Origin of the sequence: Nocardioides sp. NPDC000445 (assembly GCF_040300245.1) — a bacterium.
Classification (GTDB): domain Bacteria; phylum Actinomycetota; class Actinomycetes; order Propionibacteriales; family Nocardioidaceae; genus Nocardioides.
The window spans coordinates 279,541-296,175 of sequence record NZ_JBEPDH010000004.1; the positions used below are offsets into that span (position 1 = coordinate 279,541).

Consider the following 16,635-nt stretch of genomic DNA (forward strand, 5'->3'; position numbering starts at 1 on the left):
GTTACGTGTTTCGTCACGCTATGCTGACGTAATGACGGAAACGATTGCTGTCGAGGAGAAGCTCTGCCGCTTCCCTGGCTGTCCGCTGCCCGCGGCGGCGTCGGAGAGCGGAAGCGGCCGGCCGCCGGAGTACTGCGACGACCCCGCCCACAACCGTGCCGCCGCCTGGCGGGAGCGGAAGCGCCTGCAACGGCTTGTCGAGACACGGGATCCCGAGGAGACCGCGCGACCGGTGCAGGCCGCCCAGCAGCGGGCCGCGGAGATCACCACCCAGCTGACCCAGCTCGCCGACAGGTTCCTCGACCAGCTTCCCAAGGCGCTCGAGGAGCTGCGTACGCTCGGCGACCTGACCGCTGCCGAGGCCCAGATCGCGACCGTGCAGAGCGAGGCACAGGAGCAGATCGCCGCCGCGAGCGCTCGTGCCGTGCGCGCCGAGCAGGCGCAGCGTACGGCCGAGGCGGAACGCGACGAGGCAGATGCGGCCGCGGCCGAGGCGTTGGAGGAGTCGGAGCGCTCGGCCGAGATCTTGCGCGAGGCGCTCTCGGCCACGACGGCGGCCGAAGAGTCCCGCCTGGCCGCACAGGCGGCGCTGGAGAGAGTCGAGGCGGAGGCGGCTGCCGCGGCAAGGTCGGCCTCCGCGACGATCGCCTCCCTCGAGAAGCACATCGAGGAGACGACCTCGGCGCGCGACACCCTGTCCGAGAAGCTCGAGAAGCTGCGGGCCGAGCACGCCGCGGCCGTGCAGCGCCGGCGGAGCGAGACCGCGCGTGCCGACCACGCCGAGAAGGCGACGGCACGGCTCCAGGAGCAGCTGATCGCGGAGAAGAAGGCCGCCGAGAAGGCGGCATCGAGTGCGGAGGCGACGATCTCCGGGCTGCGTACGCAGCGCGACGCCGCCCGGGAGCAGATCGAAGCACTTCGCGACCAGGTGGCCGACCTTCGCGGGAGCGAGGCGGCGGCGAAGGCGGATCGCGATGCCACCCGCGCCGAGCTGGAACGTGAGCGCGCCCACGCGAGCGAACGGCTCGAGGATCTGCGGGCGGCACACCAGGCGCAGGTCGCGCAGCTGGTGGAACAGATCGAGCGGCGTACGGCATCACCGGAACTACCGGAAGAGGGTGCGTGACACGCGGGACCCCAGTTGGAGCTCAACGGACCACATCCGCTACTGTTCTTCTCGCAAGCGGACGTAGCTCAGTTGGTAGAGCGCAACCTTGCCAAGGTTGAGGTCGCGAGTTCGAGCCTCGTCGTCCGCTCCATTCGAGGGCCGCCCATTCGGGCGGCCCTCGGTCAATTTCCCGTGGCGAAACCAGCATCTCGCCGCAACTGCTCTAGGATTTCACTGTTCTGGGAAATCTTGTGCACCGGGTGTGGATCAGCCCGGAGGCGAAGCCGACAACCGAAGGACTGTGCGTGGGGGGCGTTGAGTGAGCGGGAAGTTCATCGACGCCTATGCCGTGCTCGAGATCGGTCCGGACGCGGACGACGCGGCCGTCCGAGCTCGCCATCGTGAGCTCGCCAAGCAGTTTCACCCCGACCGTGGTGGTCGTGCCGCCGACGGCGAGCTGATGATGCGCATCAACCGGGCGCGCGACGTGCTGCTCGATCCGGTGGCCAGGGCCACCCTCGACGAGGAGCTCGCCCGGCGCCGCCGTAAGGCCGCCGCCTCGGCGGCCGCCGGGAAGCCGACCGCGTCTGCTTCTCCTACCCCGCCGCTCAGCCGCGACCGGCGCTGGCGAGCCGAATGGGGTGCCACGACCCCGCGGCCCGCCCCGGCGCCCGGAGGCGGCAGCTCCCCCGCCCCGGTGCCACCGCCGGCTCGGGTGCGCCCGTCTGCCAGCCGGCTGCGCCAGGCCACTCGGCAGGCTCGAGCGGCGAACGCCGCGCTCTCCTCGCGACAGCGGACCCCGGCACCGAAACCCCCTCGCACGGTGACCGAGCCGCCGCCTCCCCAGCCCGCGGCCCCGCAGCCCGCGGCCCCGCAGCCCGCGGCCCCGCAGCCCGCGGCCCCGCAGCCCGCGAACCCTCAGCCGGTGACTTCACAGCCGGCTCCCCCGCAGCAGAAGACCGCGCCGTCGGCCGACAAGCCGACCAACGCCTGGTCGCTCTACGCTGTGCCGCTCGACGCGGTCTCGGTCGCGTCGCTGGTGGCCAGCGTGCTGATGTGCGGCCCGCTCGGCTTCATCTTCGGCATCATCGGTCTGGCCCGCACCGCCGACGACAAGCGTCGCGGCCGTTGGGCCGCGGTCGCCGGCATCGCCATCAGCAGCCTGACGATGCTCGTCGCCGTCGGCTATGTGATGCAGGCGATGTCCGCACCTTCGCCGTGACGCGGTGATCCGCCCAAGGGCCACTCGGCGATGGTCCGGCATCCGTGGTTCGCGTACCACTGCAGGCTGATCCGGTCGGCGTGACATCGCGCCGGGAGGAACGGCGCGAGGGACGTACGTGTCGAGTCGAGTTCCACTCCCCCGGCGATGTGGTCGACGGTCAGGTGCGGCACCGGTTCGAAGAGTCCGTCATAGGGCGGGCACTGCGGGAATGCCGCACCCAGCTCGGCGGTCAGCGCCGCGAAGGGCTCGGCAGGGTCAGGGTGCAGATAGATCGTGCCCCCGGCGAAGAGACGTACGTCGTCCAGCACGAAGTCGAACGGCACTGCCGCGGCCGCGATCTTCCCGACCCGCTCCAGATCGTCCGTCGTGGGTGCGGCCAGAAACGGCGCGAGCAGCGTGATGTGCGCGTGTACGAACGTGGGGTCCGCGGAGACGAACGAGTCGTCATAGTGGCGCGTCCGCTCCAGGACGTACGCCTCCAGCTCGGGCACCGGGACGACGAGCACCGAGTGCCCCGCGGAGGATCTGCTCATGGCGGGATTCTCGCGGGCAGGCCAGCGTGATGACCACTCGACGCGGACCGCTCGCCACTCGGCTAAGGTGCCCGGGTGTCTACGCCTGAGATGCCCGCCGAACTGCTCAAGCACGCCCTCGACGCGACGGGGTTCATGCCTCCTGAGGAGGGCACGGCACTGTTCGAGTACGCCGTGGAACGGCTGCCGCACGGACCGGCCGTCGAGATCGGGACCTACTGCGGGAAGTCATCGGTCTATCTCGGCGCTGCGGCGAAGCTGACCGGGGGCACGGTGTTCACCGTCGACCACCACCACGGCAGCGAGGAGAACCAGGCGGGCTGGGAGCACCACGACACGACCCTCGTCGACGAGCGCACCGGGCGGCTGGACACGCTGCCGACGTTCCGGCGCACGATCGAGCAGGCCGGCCTCGAGGACGAGGTCGTCGCGGTGATCGGCGCCTCGACGACCGTGAGCCGATGGTGGACGACGCCGGTCTCGCTGCTGTTCATCGACGGCGGCCACGGCGTGGAACCCGCTCAGCTGGACTACCGCGGCTGGGCCCCGAAGGTGATGCCCGGCGGTCTGTTGCTGGTCCACGACGTCTTCGCGGACCCGGCCGACGGCGGTCGGCCGCCGTACGAGGAGATCTACCTCCCCGCGCTCGCCTCGAAGCAGTTCGAGGAGATCGACGCAGTCGGCTCGCTACGCGTGCTGCGACGCCTCTGAGGTCTCGCACCCACACTCCAACGCCAGCTCCTCGAACGGAGCGGCGAGGGAGGTGCCGCGCATGATGCCGGAGCCGGGGGTGGAGCCGCCGTAGCGCTCCCCCAGCGCGTCCGCGGCCAGGATGACGGCGGCGGCGGTGAAGGTGGAGTGCTCCTCGGGCCAGTAGGCGTTGGGGTTGGGGTTGGGGTAGTCGGGCGACTCGTAGACCCAGCCGGTCCAGTAGCCGCCGTCGTCGGCGCGCATGTGCTGCATCTCGGTCAGCAGCCGGAGCGCGCGGCGATGGTCGCCGATGTTGTCGAGGGCCATCGCCAGCTCGCAGGTCTCCGCGCCGGTCACCCACGGGTTGGTGTCGACGCAGAGCGCGCCGAGGCCGGGGCGTACGAAATGATCCCAGCGCGACGCGATCAGGTCGTGCCCGTCGGCACCGACGACGGCGCCGCCGAGGACCGGGTAGTACCAGTCCATCGAGTGGTGCGACTTGTCCTCGAACGAGGCGCGGTGGTGGCGCAGGGCGTGACCGAGCCGGCCGCCGACGATCTCCCACTCCGGCTGCGGGTCGTCCATCAGGTCGGCCAGAGCGACCCCGGCGCGCAGCGACTGGTAGATCGAGGACGAGCCGGTGAGCAGCGCGAACGGGTCGCGCGGGGTCCAGGCGATCCCGCCGAAGGGCAGCTGCAGGCCGACCACGAAGTCGAGTCCCGCGCGCACCGAGGGCCACAGCCGCTCCACGAACGCCCGGTCCCGGCGGATCAGCCAGTGGTGCCAGAGCCCGACGGCGAAGTAGGCCGACATGTTGGACTCGCCGATCGTCTCCACCGCCGAGCCGGCGACGATCTTCATCGGCCAGGACCCGTCGCCGTTCTGCAGCGACGGGATCCAGTCGTAGGCAGCCTCGGCCTCCTCCACCAGGCCGCCGACGAGCAGTCCCATGGCCGCCTCGACGTGGTTCCAGATGTCGGTGTGCTGACCGGGGACCCACGGGATCGCGCCCGACGCCTCCTGGGCGCGGGCGATCGACCCGGCCGTGGCGACGATCTGGGCTGGGGTCAGCACCCCGTCGACGTACGGGATCTCGACTCTCATCCGCGAATCAGGCGGCCGAGGTGGGGTCGGTGGCGATGGGGCCCGGCTTACGGAAGTAGAGCACCATGCTCTTGCCGATCATCGGGTCGAGAACCTTCCCGGCGAGGCGCAGCGGGAGCGGGTTCTTCATGATCTCCCAGACCAGGATCTGGTGGTACGCCTTCACCAGGACGTGCTTGTCGTTGTCGACGCCGACGGCCGACTTCAGCCACCAGTAGGGCGCGTGCAGTCCGTGGGCGTAGGACTTGCCCTCGAAGATCATCGCCTCACCAGGGGTGCCGTCGTTGGGCCGGCCGGCCTTGGTGACCTTGTCGATGAGCTCGTGGTCGGTGTAGATGCGGATGTGGCCGCCGGTGGTGTTGTGGTAGTCCTCGGAGAGCTTCCAGTTGACGACCTCGGGCAACCAGCGCGGCACCGAGATGGCGAGGGTGCCACCGGGACGCAGCACCCGGACGAGCTCCTTGATCGCGTCGACGTCGCGGTGGATGTGCTCGAGCACCTCGGCGGCCACGATCCGGTCGAACTCGCCATCGGCGAAGGGCAGCGACAGCGCGTCCCCCTCCTTGACCTCCGCGTTCGCGCCCTCGGGGACCTCGTCACGCATCGCGAAGAACCAGTCGCTGACCTTGGCCAGCTCCTCGGCGTCCTGGTCGAACGCGATCACGTCGGCGCCGCGGCGGTACATCTCGAAGGCGTGGCGGCCGCCGCCGGCGCCCATGTCGAGCACGCGCTCTCCGGCCTGAAGGCCAAGGCGGTCGAAGTCAACGGTGAGCACGGCTCACTTCCTCTCGTCTGTGTGGAACTCGTCGATGGACTGCTGATACAGGGCCGTCATCCGCTCGGCCACGGCGTGCCAGGAGAAGTGCTCCTCGACCCGGGCGCGCCCGGCGGCCGAGTAGCGGGCCCGGCGCTCGGGGTCGTCGAGCAGCGCCGCGATGGCCTGTTCGAGCTCCTCGGTCTCGCCGGGGGTGACCTGCTTCGCGCACAGGTCGTCGGGGCCGACGACCTCGGGGATCGCGCCGGCGCGGGAGACGACGAGCGGGGTGCCACACGCCATCAGCTCGGCGGTGGGCAGCGAGAACCCCTCGTAGAGCGAGGGCACGCAGGCGATCTCCGCGGAGCCCATCAGCTCGACGAGCTCGGCGTCGGAGATGCCGTTGACGAAACGTACGTGGTCCTTGACCGCGAGCTTCTCGATGAGCTGCTCGGTCGGACCGCCCTTCTTGGGCTTGGAGACGAGGACCAGCTCGAGATCTCGTTCGGTACGAAGCTTGGCGAAGGCCTCGAGCAGGAAGGCGATGCCCTTCAGCGGGGCGTCGGCACTGGCCATGGCCAGGATCCGGCCCGGGGTGCGGGGCCCGGTCGGCGGGACGAACTCCTCCGGTACGCCGAGATGCACGGTCTGCACCCGCTCGGAGGGGACGCCGAAGTCGGTCAGGATGTCGCGCTTGGAGTTGTCCGAGGGCGTGATCACGTGCCGCAGCTGCGAGGCGACCTTCGCCTGCATCTTCACGAACGAGTACCAGCGCCAGACGCCGAACTTCTTCTTCCAGCCCTGGGCGCTGTCCAGCTCGATGCGCCGGTCGAAGGAGATCGGGTGGTGGATGGTGGTCACCAGCGGCAGGCCGACTTCGGGCTCGATGCTCAGCAGCGGGGTGGCCAGGGTCTGGTTGTCGTGGACGATGTCGAAGTCGCCCTTCCGCTCCTTCAGCACCTTGAGGACGCGCTTGGCGAAGGTCAACGGCTCAGGGAAGGCGCCGGTGCGCATCCGGGCCCACTCCTCGACGTCGACCAGGTCGCGCAGCTCGGAGAGCTTCGGGTTGCCGAACGGGTTGGGCTCCTCGTAGAGGCCCAGGCTCGGCACCTTGGTGAGCGTCACACCCTCCCCCACGAGGTCGAGCTCGGGATAGGGCTGACCGGAGAAGACCTCGACCGTGTGCCCGAGCTTGGCGAGCTCCCGACTCAGATGGCGGATATAGACGCCTTGACCGCCGACGTGCGGCTTGCTGCGATACGACAGCAGAGCGATCCGCATCCGCCACCTCCCTCAAACCTAGGCAGAGCAAAACTAGAACGTGTTCTATACTAGCAGGTAGCCAGCGCGAGTCACTCTAATGCAGGCGCTTCACCAGACGGTGTCGGGCTGGGCGTCTAGGCTGGTGGTGTGGAGGGTTTCTGGACCCGGTTCCGCCTCGACCCGAGGCAGGCCGACAACGCACGTATGCGCGCCTCCGATGCTGATCGGGAGGTTGTACGCGCCGTCCTCACCGATGCCTTCGCCGATGGCCGGCTGACCCGCGAGGAGCACGACGAGAGGGTCGACACCCTCCTGGAGGCTCGTACGCTCGGTGAGCTGCCCGCGCTCGTGGACGATCTCGTGGCCGCCGAGCCGGCTCCCGGCGAGCCCGGGGCGAACCTGCCCGAGACGCTCGGCTTCCGCGAGCAGGGTGCGGCTGCCTACCGCAAGGAGCTCCAGGAGGCGCTCGCCACCTTCTTGATGGTCAGCCTCATCACCTGGGGCATCTGGCTGTTCACATCGGCCCCCGACGGACATCCGTGGCCGATCTATCCGATGCTCTTCCTGGTCGTCAACCTGGTCGGCACCGGCGTACGCCGCGAGGCGATCGTCCAGCGCGAGGTGCACCGCCTCGAGAAGAAGGCCGCCAAGAAGGCGGCGAAGAAGGCGGCCAAGACCGAGATCGAGGCAGCCCCCGAGACAGCTGCCCCGATCCTCGACCCGCCGGCCCAGTCCGAGAAGGACCGGCCCGACGATCCCGCCTAGGCGCCCAGCTGCGGGTCGCTCACGGAGGGACGTCCGTTCTCCAGGTGGCCGGCGAACCCACGCGCCCAGGTGGTGCCCGGAAGCGTGAGGGTCAGGTCGTACCAGCCCCCGGTGGCGCGGGTGTCCAGGTGGCGGGAGCGGATCTCGCCGGCGTACGCGCTGGTGATCTCGGCCTTACGAGGCGCGGTCACGGTGAGCCGCTGCGAGCGGCCCTCCCGCCGCAGGTTGGCGGGCGCGGGGTCGGCGCCCGCGGTGCCGGCGTAGGAGCGGAAGAACCCGTTGGGGCCGTGCAGGTGGATCTCGTAGTCGCCGCTGACCGGCCAGCGCACGGAGAGGGTGTCGCCGGCGCCGACGGTGTAGCTGTGCGGCGCGCCCTCCGGGGCAAGCAGCCGGGCCTGGAAGTGGGCGCCGACGCTGCCGGTGTTGCGGATCTCGACGGCGATCTCGCCGACGGCGGCGGTCTCGACGACCTCGAGCCGGTAGGGCGTCGGCCGAGCCGGGCGGGTGCCGCGCTCCTGCGTCGGCATCGTCCCGTTCGCCGGCGCCTCCGGGACGTAGTCCGGGTGCCGCTCGCGGTCGGCGGGCTCCCACCCATTCGTGTCCGGGAGCACGGGCGGCTCGGCGGTGCGGGAGAAGTCGAACGCCGAGGTCAGGTCACCACACACGGCGCGACGCCAGGGTGTGATGTTGGGCTCGGCGACACCGAAGCGCTCCTCCATGAACCGCAGGATCGAGGTGTGGTCGAAGGTCTCCGAGGAGACCCAGCCGCCGACGCTCCACGGGGAGACGACGAACATCGGCACCCTCGGCCCGAGACCGTAGTGGCCGTCGCCGTGGGAGCCGGTGTAGAGCTCGTTCTCCGTCGAGACGGTCGACTCCCCCGGCACCAGCGGGCTGTTGATGTGCGGCGGCACCAGGTGGTCGAAGAAGCCGTCGTTCTCGTCGTAGGTGATGAAGAGCGCGGTCTTCGCCCACACCTCGGGGTTCGAGGTGAGCGCGTCGAGGACCTTGGCGATGTACCAGGCGCCGTAGTTGGTCGGCCAGTTCGAGTGCTCGGAGAACGCCTCCGGTGCCGCGATCCAGCTGACCGAGGGCAGGTTGTCGGCCTCGACGTCGGCGCGCAGGATCTCGAAGTAGTCCTGTCCGTCGATCGCACGGGTGCCGGTGCGGGCCTTCTCGAAGAGCGGGTCTCCGGGCTGGGCGTCCTGGAACCTGTTGAAGTAGAGCAGCGAGTTGTCGCCGTAGTTGCCGATGTAGGCGTCCTTGGTCCAGCCCCACCAGTTGTCGCCCTCGGCGTTGAGGCCGGTGCCCTCGTCCTGGTAGACCTTCCAGCTGACCCCGGCCTTCTCGAGCCGCTCGGCGTAGGTGGTCCAGTCGTAACCGGCCTCGTCGTTGTAGAGCACCGGCCCGCCGCCCTTGCCGTCGTTGCCGGTCCAGCCCGAGAGCATGTAGTAGCGGTTGGGATCGGTGTTGCCGATGAAGGAGCAGTAGTAGGCGTCGCACACCGTGAACGCGTCGGCCAGCGCGAAGTGGAAGGCAGCGTCCTGCCGCTGGAGGTACGCCATCGTGGTGGTGCCCTTGGCCGGCACCCATCGGTCGTAGCGACCACCGTTGATCGCCTGCTGGCCGTCGGGCCAGCTGTGCGGGAGACCCTCGAGGAAGGCGGCGCCGAGGTCGTCGACCTCGGGATGGAACGGGAGCAGCTCGCCGTCACCGTTCGGCTGGTGCCACACCGGCTTGCCCGAGGGCAGGATCGCCGGGTGCGGGTCGCCGAAGCCGCGTACGCCGCGCAGGGTGCCCAGATAGTGCTCGAAGCTGCGGTTCTCCTGCATCAGCACGACCACGTGCTCGATGTCGCGGATCGTGCCGGTCCGGCGGGCGGCGGGGATGGAGGCGGCTCGCGCGATGCTCTGGTCGAGCATGGTCAGCGCGGCTGCGCCGCCGGCGAGACCTAGGAACCGACGACGATCGATGTCAACCACAGGAGCTCCTTGACGTGGGGGTGGACGGCCACCATCGCGGCTCAGATGTTCACCGAGGCAACAGGTGACTGGTCCTCAGATGACCGGCGGGCGAAGAGTTCGCCGTCCGGCCGCAGCCGGCGGCGCAGCTGCGCGGCGACGTACGCGGCGACGACGAACATGACCAGGTCGGCCGCGATCAGCGCGATCAGCCAGGAGGCGTCGGCCGGTCCGTCGATCCGCTGCTGGACGTGGAGGTGGGCGACCATCGCCGAGACGATGAACCCGACGCCGGCATAGAGGGTGATGCGCAGATCCACCCGCTCCTCGTCGACGCCGCGCACCCAGTGCCGGCCGACCCGTAGGATCGCGAGCGAGGTGAGCGCCGCGATCACCGGCAGGAACGGCACCGCGTAGCGGGCGTGGATCCAGCCTCCGCCGGCGTGGAACGAGGCCAGGTTGACGATGATGATGACACAGTAGATCCCCATCAGCGCCCGGACGGCCACCTCCAGGCGGCGCTCCAGGACGGTCGGCGCCGGCCCGGGGATCACGACGCGGCGCATCACCCCGTCCGGCCTCGGCCGGGCCTTAGCGTTGACGTCGAGCACCAGGCCGGTGACCGTGAGCGCCAGAGTGGCCGCGGCAGCGAGGATCCAGATCTTCGGGATGACGTCATCTGCCCACAGCGAGCCGTAGAGGTGCAGGTAGAGCTCCGGGTTGACCAGCTGGAAGAGCGTGTCCCCATGGGTCTGGCGGGAGAACTTCTCGAAGAGCGCCGCGGAGGCGGTCGGGTCGCCGTAGAGGACGATGTTGCGTACGTAGAACCAGCCGATCACGGCCACCGGTGCCAGCCCGATCCGGATCGCCAGGCCCACACCCCGACGGAACGTACGCAGCGTCGGGTCGCGCAGCCACAGCGCGGCCAGCACACAGGCACCCAGCACGAGCAGCGCCACCAGGCCGGTCGAGCGGAAGCTGGCCGCCGCGACGCCGGCGACCGTCGCCCAGATCAGCCGGTCGCGGGTCACGCCGTCGCGAACCATCCGGAAGCCGAGGAGCAGGGTCAGCGAGGCGGCGACCGTGCCCCAGCCGTCGTTGTAGATCGCGCCGCCGTCGTAGGTCACCGCGCCACAGCCGAGCACCATCGCCGCGGCGAGCACCGGGACCACCCGTCGCCTGGGCACCAGCTCGCGCGCCAGCAGCCCGACGAGGATGATGCTCAGCGCGTAGCCGAGCGCGTTGAGCAGCCGCATCCCGAGCAGCGTCACGCCGACCCCTGCCGCACCGCCGACGGCGTCGCCGAGCCAGACCAGCGGCAGGCTCATCACGTAGAACAGCGGCGGGTGGTTGGCGACCCAGATGTCGCGGCGTGGCTCGTCGAGGCCGAAGAGCGCCTCGGCGAACTGCGGATAGCGCACCGGGTCGGCCGGCGTGTTGGTGCCGATCGTGGGCAGGACGCCCTGGGACAGGACGATGGCGTAGGCGGCGTGCTGCTTCTCGTCGGCCTTCAGCAGCGGCGGCATCCCGATCGCGTACTGCGCACTCATCGCGAAGCCGAGCACCCCGAGCAGGAGCAGGCATACGGTCACCTGGGACAGCGAGCGCGTCGGCGTGAGCACCTCGACAAGCTAGTGGGCCGGGGTGCCGTTCAGCCGGCACCGCGGTTTGCGGTCAGGTGACGAGTCGGCGAACTGTGCGTGGTGCCCGCGGCGGCCGCGCTCAGTCGACGACCATCGAGGACCCGGCCGCGACCTGCTCCCGGGTCGTACGCCGCCGCACGTCGCGTCGGTGACGCCAGATCTGCACCACTCCGAGGCCCCAGAACAGGTACTGCACCGACATCGCCCAGCGGAACGCCTCCGGCGTGTAGGCGGTAGACGCCCCTGGCGTACGCCAGTCGAGGATCCAGCCGACCAGCACGATCACCAGCAGCGCGGCGACGAAGCCGCCCTGGTTGATGATCCCGCTGGCGCTCGCCATCCGCGCGGGCGGGTTGCTGGTGCGGCCGACGTCGAAGCCGATCATCGAGGCCGGTCCGCCGAAGCCGACCACTGCCATCAGGAGCAGCAGCACCGGTAGCGGCGCCTCACCCGGCCAGGCGAGCACGAGCGTCCACACCGACACCAGGGCCGCGATCATCGTCAGCGCCACCGTCGAGCGGTGCCACGGGTGACGTCCGGCGAGCACGCCCATCACCGGGCCTGCGGCCAGGGCGGCGACGACGGTGACCGAGAGCAGGGTGCCGGCGAGGGTGTCGGAGAGCCCTTCTGCGGTCACCAGGAACGGGAATCCCCACAGCAGCCCCATCAGATGGGAGCTGAACGGGGTGGAGAAGTGGATCCAGAAGCCCAGGCGCGTGCCCGGCTGGTACCAGGACGCCTTCAGGCTCCGGCCCAGCTCGCGCGGTTTGAGGGAGGTGCCTCGGCGGTGTCGGTCACCGGGTCCGTCGTGGACGAAGAGGCGCAGCAGCACGAGAAGCACCGGGCCGATCAGCGCGGCCGTGAGGTAGGCCCTGGTCCAGCCGAGCTGGCCGAGCGCCCACGTCATCGGGACCGCCGCCGCGATCGCACCCAGCTGTCCGACGGTGCCGGTGAGCTGGCTGACCAGCGGCACCTTGCGGGCCGGGAACCACGATGGCACCAGCCGCAGCACGCAGATGAACGTCATCGCGTCGCCCATCCCCACGAACGTGCGCGCGAGCAGCGCCAGCGGATAGGAGTCCGCGAACGCGAACCCCGCCTGAGCGAGCGCCAGGATCAGTGCACCCGCGGAGAGGACCGTACGCGAGCCGAACCGATCCACCAGCAGCCCGACCGGCACCTGCATGAGGGCATAGACGAGCAGCTGCAGCATGACGAAGGTCGCCAGCTGGCTGGCGCCGATCCCGAAGCGCTCGGTGGCGACCAGACCGGCGACCGCGAGGCTGCTGCGGTGGAAGACCGCCAGGCCGTAGACCGCGAGGGCGATACCCCACACGAGCCATGAGCGTGCGGACGACTGGGGGTCTTCGTGGCTCACAGAGAGAGGTTACGGCGCCTTCGAGCTCGTCGAGATGCCGGTGGTCTCTCGTGGACGGCCGGAGGCGACCTCGGTCACAGGCCCGCTCGCCACGTGCGCGGCGAGGGTGCGCGGAGTGTCGAAGGTGCCGGGGCGCATCCGCCGGCGCAGCTCCGTGGCGACGTACGCCGCGACTGCGAACATCACCAGGTCGGCGGCCACGAGGGCGACGAGCGCGAACGTGCTGCTGACCGGCCCGTCGACGTACTGCTCGGTGTCGAGGTGGCAGACCAGGCCGACCACCATGAAGGCCAGCGAGACGCCCAGGCCGATGCGCAGGTCGCGGGCCTCGTCGAGCGCGGTCACGCCGGTTCGCGAGCCGGTCGGGATCCGCAGCGGCAGGAGCCGCCCCAGCCGGAGTGCGGCGATCCCGGCGCCGGCGGCGAGGAACGGCAGGAACGGGACCGCGTAGCGAGCGTGGATCCAGCCACCGCCGGCGATGAACCCGGCGACGTTGAACAGGATCAGCAGGCAGTAGCCGCCCAGGAGCGCCCAGATGGCCAGGTCCTGGCGGTGCTGCATCGTGCTCTGCGGGGTGAGGCGGATCCGCCGCAGGACTCCCGTACGACGGGGGTTGGCCTTCGCGGCGGCGTCGAGCACGAGGCCGACCAGGGTGAGCGTGAGCACGATGACGGCTGCCTGGCTCCAGGTGTTGGCGATGTTGCCGTCGGTCCACAGGCTGCCGAGCAGGTGGCCGTAGAACTCGGGGTTGACCAGCTGGAACAGTGTGGTGCCGTTGGGCTCGCGCCCGAACTTCTCGAAGAGGGAGCCCGACGCGGTCGGGTCACCGTAGAGCTGGATGTTGCGCACGTAGAACCAGCCGAAAACGACCACCGGCGCCATGCCGATGCACGCCGCGATCCCGACGGCTCGCCAGAACGTACCGCGCAGGAACGTACGCAGCGACGGCTCTCGCAGCCACATCGCCACCAGCACGCAGGCGCCGAGGAACAGGACCGCGACCAGACCGGTCGAGCGGAACCCGGCCGCCGCGACACCGACCGCTGCCGCGGCGACCAGGCGCTCACGGGTCACGCCCTGGCGGATCATCCGGAACCCGAGGTAGAGCGTCATGAACGCCGCCGCGGAGGACCAGCCGTCGTTGTAGATCCCGCCGCCCACGAAGGTCATCGCGCCGCAGCCGATGCACATCGCCGAGGCGATCACCGGCACCGCCGGGCGTCGTGGCACCAGCTCGCGCGCCAGCAGGCCGACCATGATCGTGGTCAGGGCGAACCCGAGAGCGTTCAGCAGACGCATGCCGAGGAGCGTCAGGCCTGGCGAGCCGACCGCGTCGCCGAGCCAGACGAGCGGCAGGCTCATCGCATAGAAGAGCGGCGGGTGGTTGGCGACCCAGATGTCGCGGTGGGCCTCATCGGCCCCGAAGAGGCTCTCGGCCAGCTGCGGGTAGCGCGCCGGGTCGTCGGGGATGTCGGTGTCGATCGTCGGCAGCGTCCCCTGGGACAGCGCTACCGCGTACGCCGCGTGGGCCCGTTCGTCGGCCTTGAACAGGGCTGGCATCGCGATCGCCACCTGGGCGCTCATCGCGAAGCCGAGCACACCCAGCAGCAGGACGCAGATCGTGGATTGGGACATCGAGACCCGTGGAACAGTCACATTCACGACGTTAACGGGCGAAACTGACGGGACACACGGGCCAGGGCTCACGGTCGGTGAACAGCGCGCGACGGGCCGGTAGCCGACGGTTGACGCAACTCCCCGCTGGTCGAGCCGGATTCGTGAGGGACGAACGAATCCGGCTCGAGACCAACGCAGTCCCGGCGGTGCTCGATAGGACCGTGTTGGTCTCGACACGCCTCCGCCTAGCGGCTCCGGCGGCTCGACCAGCGGCGGAAGCTACTTCGTCGCCAGCGCGCTCGCTTCGCTCGCGCGCCGCTCCTCGTTCGTCGGGAACGGGCGTAAACCCTAGAAGGCGCCTTCGGCGCGAAGGGGGCTTACGCCCACTCCCTCCTCACTTCGTCGCCTCCATCATCTGCCGCAGCTCCTTCTTGAGGTCGGAGATCTCGTCGCGCAGACGGGCGGCGACCTCGAACTGGAGCTCGGCGGCGGCACCCTTCATCTGGTCGGTGAGATCGCCGATGAGCTGAGCCAGGTCGGAGGAGGGGAGGCCGACGAGGCCGCGCTCGCGGGCCTCGCGGGCGGCGTCGCCGAGCATCGGGGTCGGCGACTTGGCCGTGGTCTTGCCGGCGCGGCCCTTGGCCTCGGTGCCGGCCCAGGTGCTGAGCAGCTCCTGGGTGCTCTCCTCCTCGCGGGCGAGCATGTCGGTGATGTCGGCGATCTTCTTGCGCAGCGGCTGCGGGTCGATGCCGTTGGCCTCGTTGTAGGCCATCTGGATCGCGCGGCGGCGGTTGGTCTCCTCGATCGCCGACTCCATGGAGGGGGTGATCTTGTCGGCGTACATGTGCACCTGGCCGGAGACGTTTCGGGCCGCACGGCCGATGGTCTGGATCAGCGACTTGTCCGAGCGCAGGAAGCCCTCCTTGTCGGCGTCGAGGATCGAGACCAGCGACACCTCGGGGAGGTCGAGACCCTCACGGAGCAGGTTGATGCCGACCAGCACGTCGTACTCCCCCAGCCGCAGGTCGCGGAGCAGCTCGATCCGCTTGAGCGTGTCGACCTCGGAGTGGAGATAACGCGTGCGGATCCCGGCATCGAGGAGATAGTCGGTGAGGTCCTCGGACATCTTCTTGGTGAGCGTGGTGACCAGGACGCGCTCGTTCTTGGCGACCCGGTCGTTGATCTCGCCGATCAGGTCGTCGATCTGGCCCTTGGTCTGCTTGATGATCACCTCGGGGTCGATCAGGCCGGTCGGGCGGATGATCTGCTCGACCACGTCGGGTTCGCCGCCGTCGCGGCTGACCAGGTCCAGCTCGTAGTTGCCCGGGGTCGCGGAGAGGTAGATCGTCTGGCCGATCCGCTCCAGGAACTCCTCCCACTTCAGCGGCCGGTTGTCCTGGGCGCTGGGCAGCCGGAAGCCGTGCTCGACCAGGTTGCGCTTGCGGGACATGTCGCCCTCGTACATCCCGCCGACCTGCGGGACCGCGACGTGGGACTCGTCGACGACGAGGACGAAGTCCTCCGGGAAGTAGTCGAGCAGACAGTTGGGCGCCGAGCCGCGCTCGCGGCCGTCGATGTGCATCGAGTAGTTCTCGATCCCGGAGCAGGACCCGACCTGGCGCATCATCTCGATGTCGTAGGTCGTACGCATCCGCAGCCGCTGCGCCTCGAGCATCTTGCCCTGCTTCTCGAAGGTGTTCAGCTGCTGGTCGAGCTCGGCCTCGATGCCGTTGATCGCGCGCTCCATGCGCTCGGGGCCGGCGACGTAGTGGGTCGCGGGGAAGACGTAGAGCTCCTGGTCCTCGGTGAGGACCTCACCAGTGACCGCGTGCAGTGTCATCAGCCGCTCGATCTCGTCGCCGAAGAACTCGATCCGGACCGCGTGCTCCTCATAGACCGGGAAGATCTCCAGGGTGTCGCCGCGCACCCGGAACGTGCCTCGGGTGAAGGAGAGGTCGTTGCGGGTGTACTGGATCTCCACCAGCCGCCGCAGGATCGAGTCGCGGTCGTGCTCCTCCCCCACCCGCAGCCGGATCATCCGGTCGACGTACTCCTGCGGGGTGCCGAGACCGTAGATGCAGGAGACGGTCGAGACCACGATGACGTCGCGCCTGGTCAGCAGCGAGTTGGTGGCCGAGTGGCGCAGCCGCTCGACCTCCTCGTTGATCGAGGAGTCCTTCTCGATGTAGGTGTCGGTCTGGGGGACGTACGCCTCAGGCTGGTAGTAGTCGTAGTAGGAGACGAAGTATTCGACCGCGTTCTCCGGGAAGAGCTGGCGCAGCTCGTTGGCGAACTGGGCGGCGAGGGTCTTGTTGGGCTGCAGCACCAGCATCGGACGTTGCAGCTGCTCGGCTGTCCAGGCAACGGTCGCCGTCTTTCCGGTGCCGGTCGCGCCGAGCAGGACGACGTCCTTGACGCCGCCCTGGATCCGCTTGGTGATCTCCGCGATCGCGGTCGGTTGGTCACCCGAGGGCTGGTAGTCGGAGACCACCTTGAACGGGGCGACACGACGCTCGAGATCGGTGACTGGACGCATGAGGTCCAGGCTACTCGGGACCACCGACAGTCTTGGCGTCCCAACATCCACGGCCGAT

Annotated in this window: 13 protein-coding genes and 1 tRNA gene; 5 read left to right on the plus strand and 9 right to left on the minus strand. The window is 69.6% G+C overall.

Going from position 1 to position 16,635, the window contains the following annotated elements; genetic code table 11:
• Positions 1-31 precede the first annotated feature (31 nt).
• From ABT304_RS07815 to ABT304_RS07825, 3 genes are all read left to right on the plus strand, one after another.
• On the plus strand, positions 32-1,126 hold the full coding sequence (locus ABT304_RS07815) for a coiled-coil domain-containing protein (RefSeq protein ID WP_350714189.1): 1,095 nt from the start codon (positions 32-34) through the stop codon (positions 1,124-1,126).
• 57 nt (positions 1,127-1,183) lie between these two features.
• A tRNA-Gly gene (locus ABT304_RS07820) sits at positions 1,184-1,259 on the plus strand.
• A 168-nt stretch (positions 1,260-1,427) separates the two neighbouring features.
• Positions 1,428-2,330, plus strand: a complete 903-nt coding sequence (locus tag ABT304_RS07825) for a DnaJ domain-containing protein (RefSeq protein ID WP_350714190.1) — start codon at positions 1,428-1,430, stop codon at positions 2,328-2,330.
• Here ABT304_RS07825 and ABT304_RS07830 read toward each other — a convergent pair.
• Entirely contained in the window at positions 2,294-2,866 is a 573-nt protein-coding gene (locus ABT304_RS07830; protein WP_350714191.1) for a 2'-5' RNA ligase family protein, read from the minus strand. The genes ABT304_RS07825 and ABT304_RS07830 overlap by 37 nt on opposite strands.
• 75 nt (positions 2,867-2,941) lie before the next feature.
• Between ABT304_RS07830 and ABT304_RS07835 the strand changes: the two genes are divergently transcribed.
• The gene (locus ABT304_RS07835) at positions 2,942-3,577 is read left to right on the plus strand and encodes a class I SAM-dependent methyltransferase (protein ID WP_350714193.1); all 636 of its coding nucleotides are present in this window, start codon (positions 2,942-2,944) and stop codon (positions 3,575-3,577) included.
• Here ABT304_RS07835 and ABT304_RS07840 read toward each other — a convergent pair.
• Genes ABT304_RS07840 through ABT304_RS07850 form a run of 3 tightly spaced genes read right to left on the minus strand, consistent with a single transcriptional unit; the run spans position 3,554 to position 6,695 of the window.
• Positions 3,554-4,660: a prenyltransferase gene (locus ABT304_RS07840; RefSeq protein WP_350714194.1), complete on the minus strand. Its 1,107-nt coding sequence runs from the start codon at positions 4,658-4,660 to the stop codon at positions 3,554-3,556. The genes ABT304_RS07835 and ABT304_RS07840 overlap by 24 nt on opposite strands.
• Positions 4,661-4,667: 7 nt before the next feature.
• The gene (locus ABT304_RS07845) at positions 4,668-5,435 is read right to left on the minus strand and encodes a class I SAM-dependent methyltransferase (protein WP_160023381.1); all 768 of its coding nucleotides are present in this window, start codon (positions 5,433-5,435) and stop codon (positions 4,668-4,670) included.
• Positions 5,436-5,438: 3 nt separating this feature from the next.
• On the minus strand, positions 5,439-6,695 hold the full coding sequence (locus tag ABT304_RS07850) for a glycosyltransferase family 4 protein (RefSeq protein WP_350714196.1): 1,257 nt from the start codon (positions 6,693-6,695) through the stop codon (positions 5,439-5,441).
• Positions 6,696-6,824: 129 nt separating this feature from the next.
• Between ABT304_RS07850 and ABT304_RS07855 the strand changes: the two genes are divergently transcribed.
• Complete coding sequence (locus ABT304_RS07855) at positions 6,825-7,442, plus strand: DUF1707 SHOCT-like domain-containing protein (RefSeq protein WP_350714198.1); 618 nt, start codon at positions 6,825-6,827, stop codon at positions 7,440-7,442.
• Here ABT304_RS07855 and ABT304_RS07860 read toward each other — a convergent pair.
• The 5 genes from ABT304_RS07860 to uvrB form a co-directional block, all read right to left on the minus strand.
• The gene (locus tag ABT304_RS07860) at positions 7,439-9,424 is read right to left on the minus strand and encodes a phosphocholine-specific phospholipase C (protein ID WP_350714200.1); all 1,986 of its coding nucleotides are present in this window, start codon (positions 9,422-9,424) and stop codon (positions 7,439-7,441) included. The two genes, ABT304_RS07855 and ABT304_RS07860, sit on opposite strands and share 4 nt — an antisense overlap.
• A 41-nt stretch (positions 9,425-9,465) precedes the next feature.
• Positions 9,466-11,025: an ArnT family glycosyltransferase gene (locus tag ABT304_RS07865; protein ID WP_350714202.1), complete on the minus strand. Its 1,560-nt coding sequence runs from the start codon at positions 11,023-11,025 to the stop codon at positions 9,466-9,468.
• 100 nt (positions 11,026-11,125) lie between these two features.
• Positions 11,126-12,424, minus strand: coding sequence for an MFS transporter (locus ABT304_RS07870; protein WP_350714203.1), 1,299 nt, complete (start codon positions 12,422-12,424; stop codon positions 11,126-11,128).
• Between the two features lie 9 nt (positions 12,425-12,433).
• On the minus strand, positions 12,434-14,080 hold the full coding sequence (locus ABT304_RS07875; protein WP_350714205.1) for an ArnT family glycosyltransferase: 1,647 nt from the start codon (positions 14,078-14,080) through the stop codon (positions 12,434-12,436).
• A 355-nt stretch (positions 14,081-14,435) separates the two neighbouring features.
• Positions 14,436-16,577, minus strand: a complete 2,142-nt coding sequence (gene uvrB / locus ABT304_RS07880) for an excinuclease ABC subunit UvrB (RefSeq protein ID WP_350714207.1) — start codon at positions 16,575-16,577, stop codon at positions 14,436-14,438.
• Between the last annotated feature and the right edge of the window lie 58 nt (positions 16,578-16,635).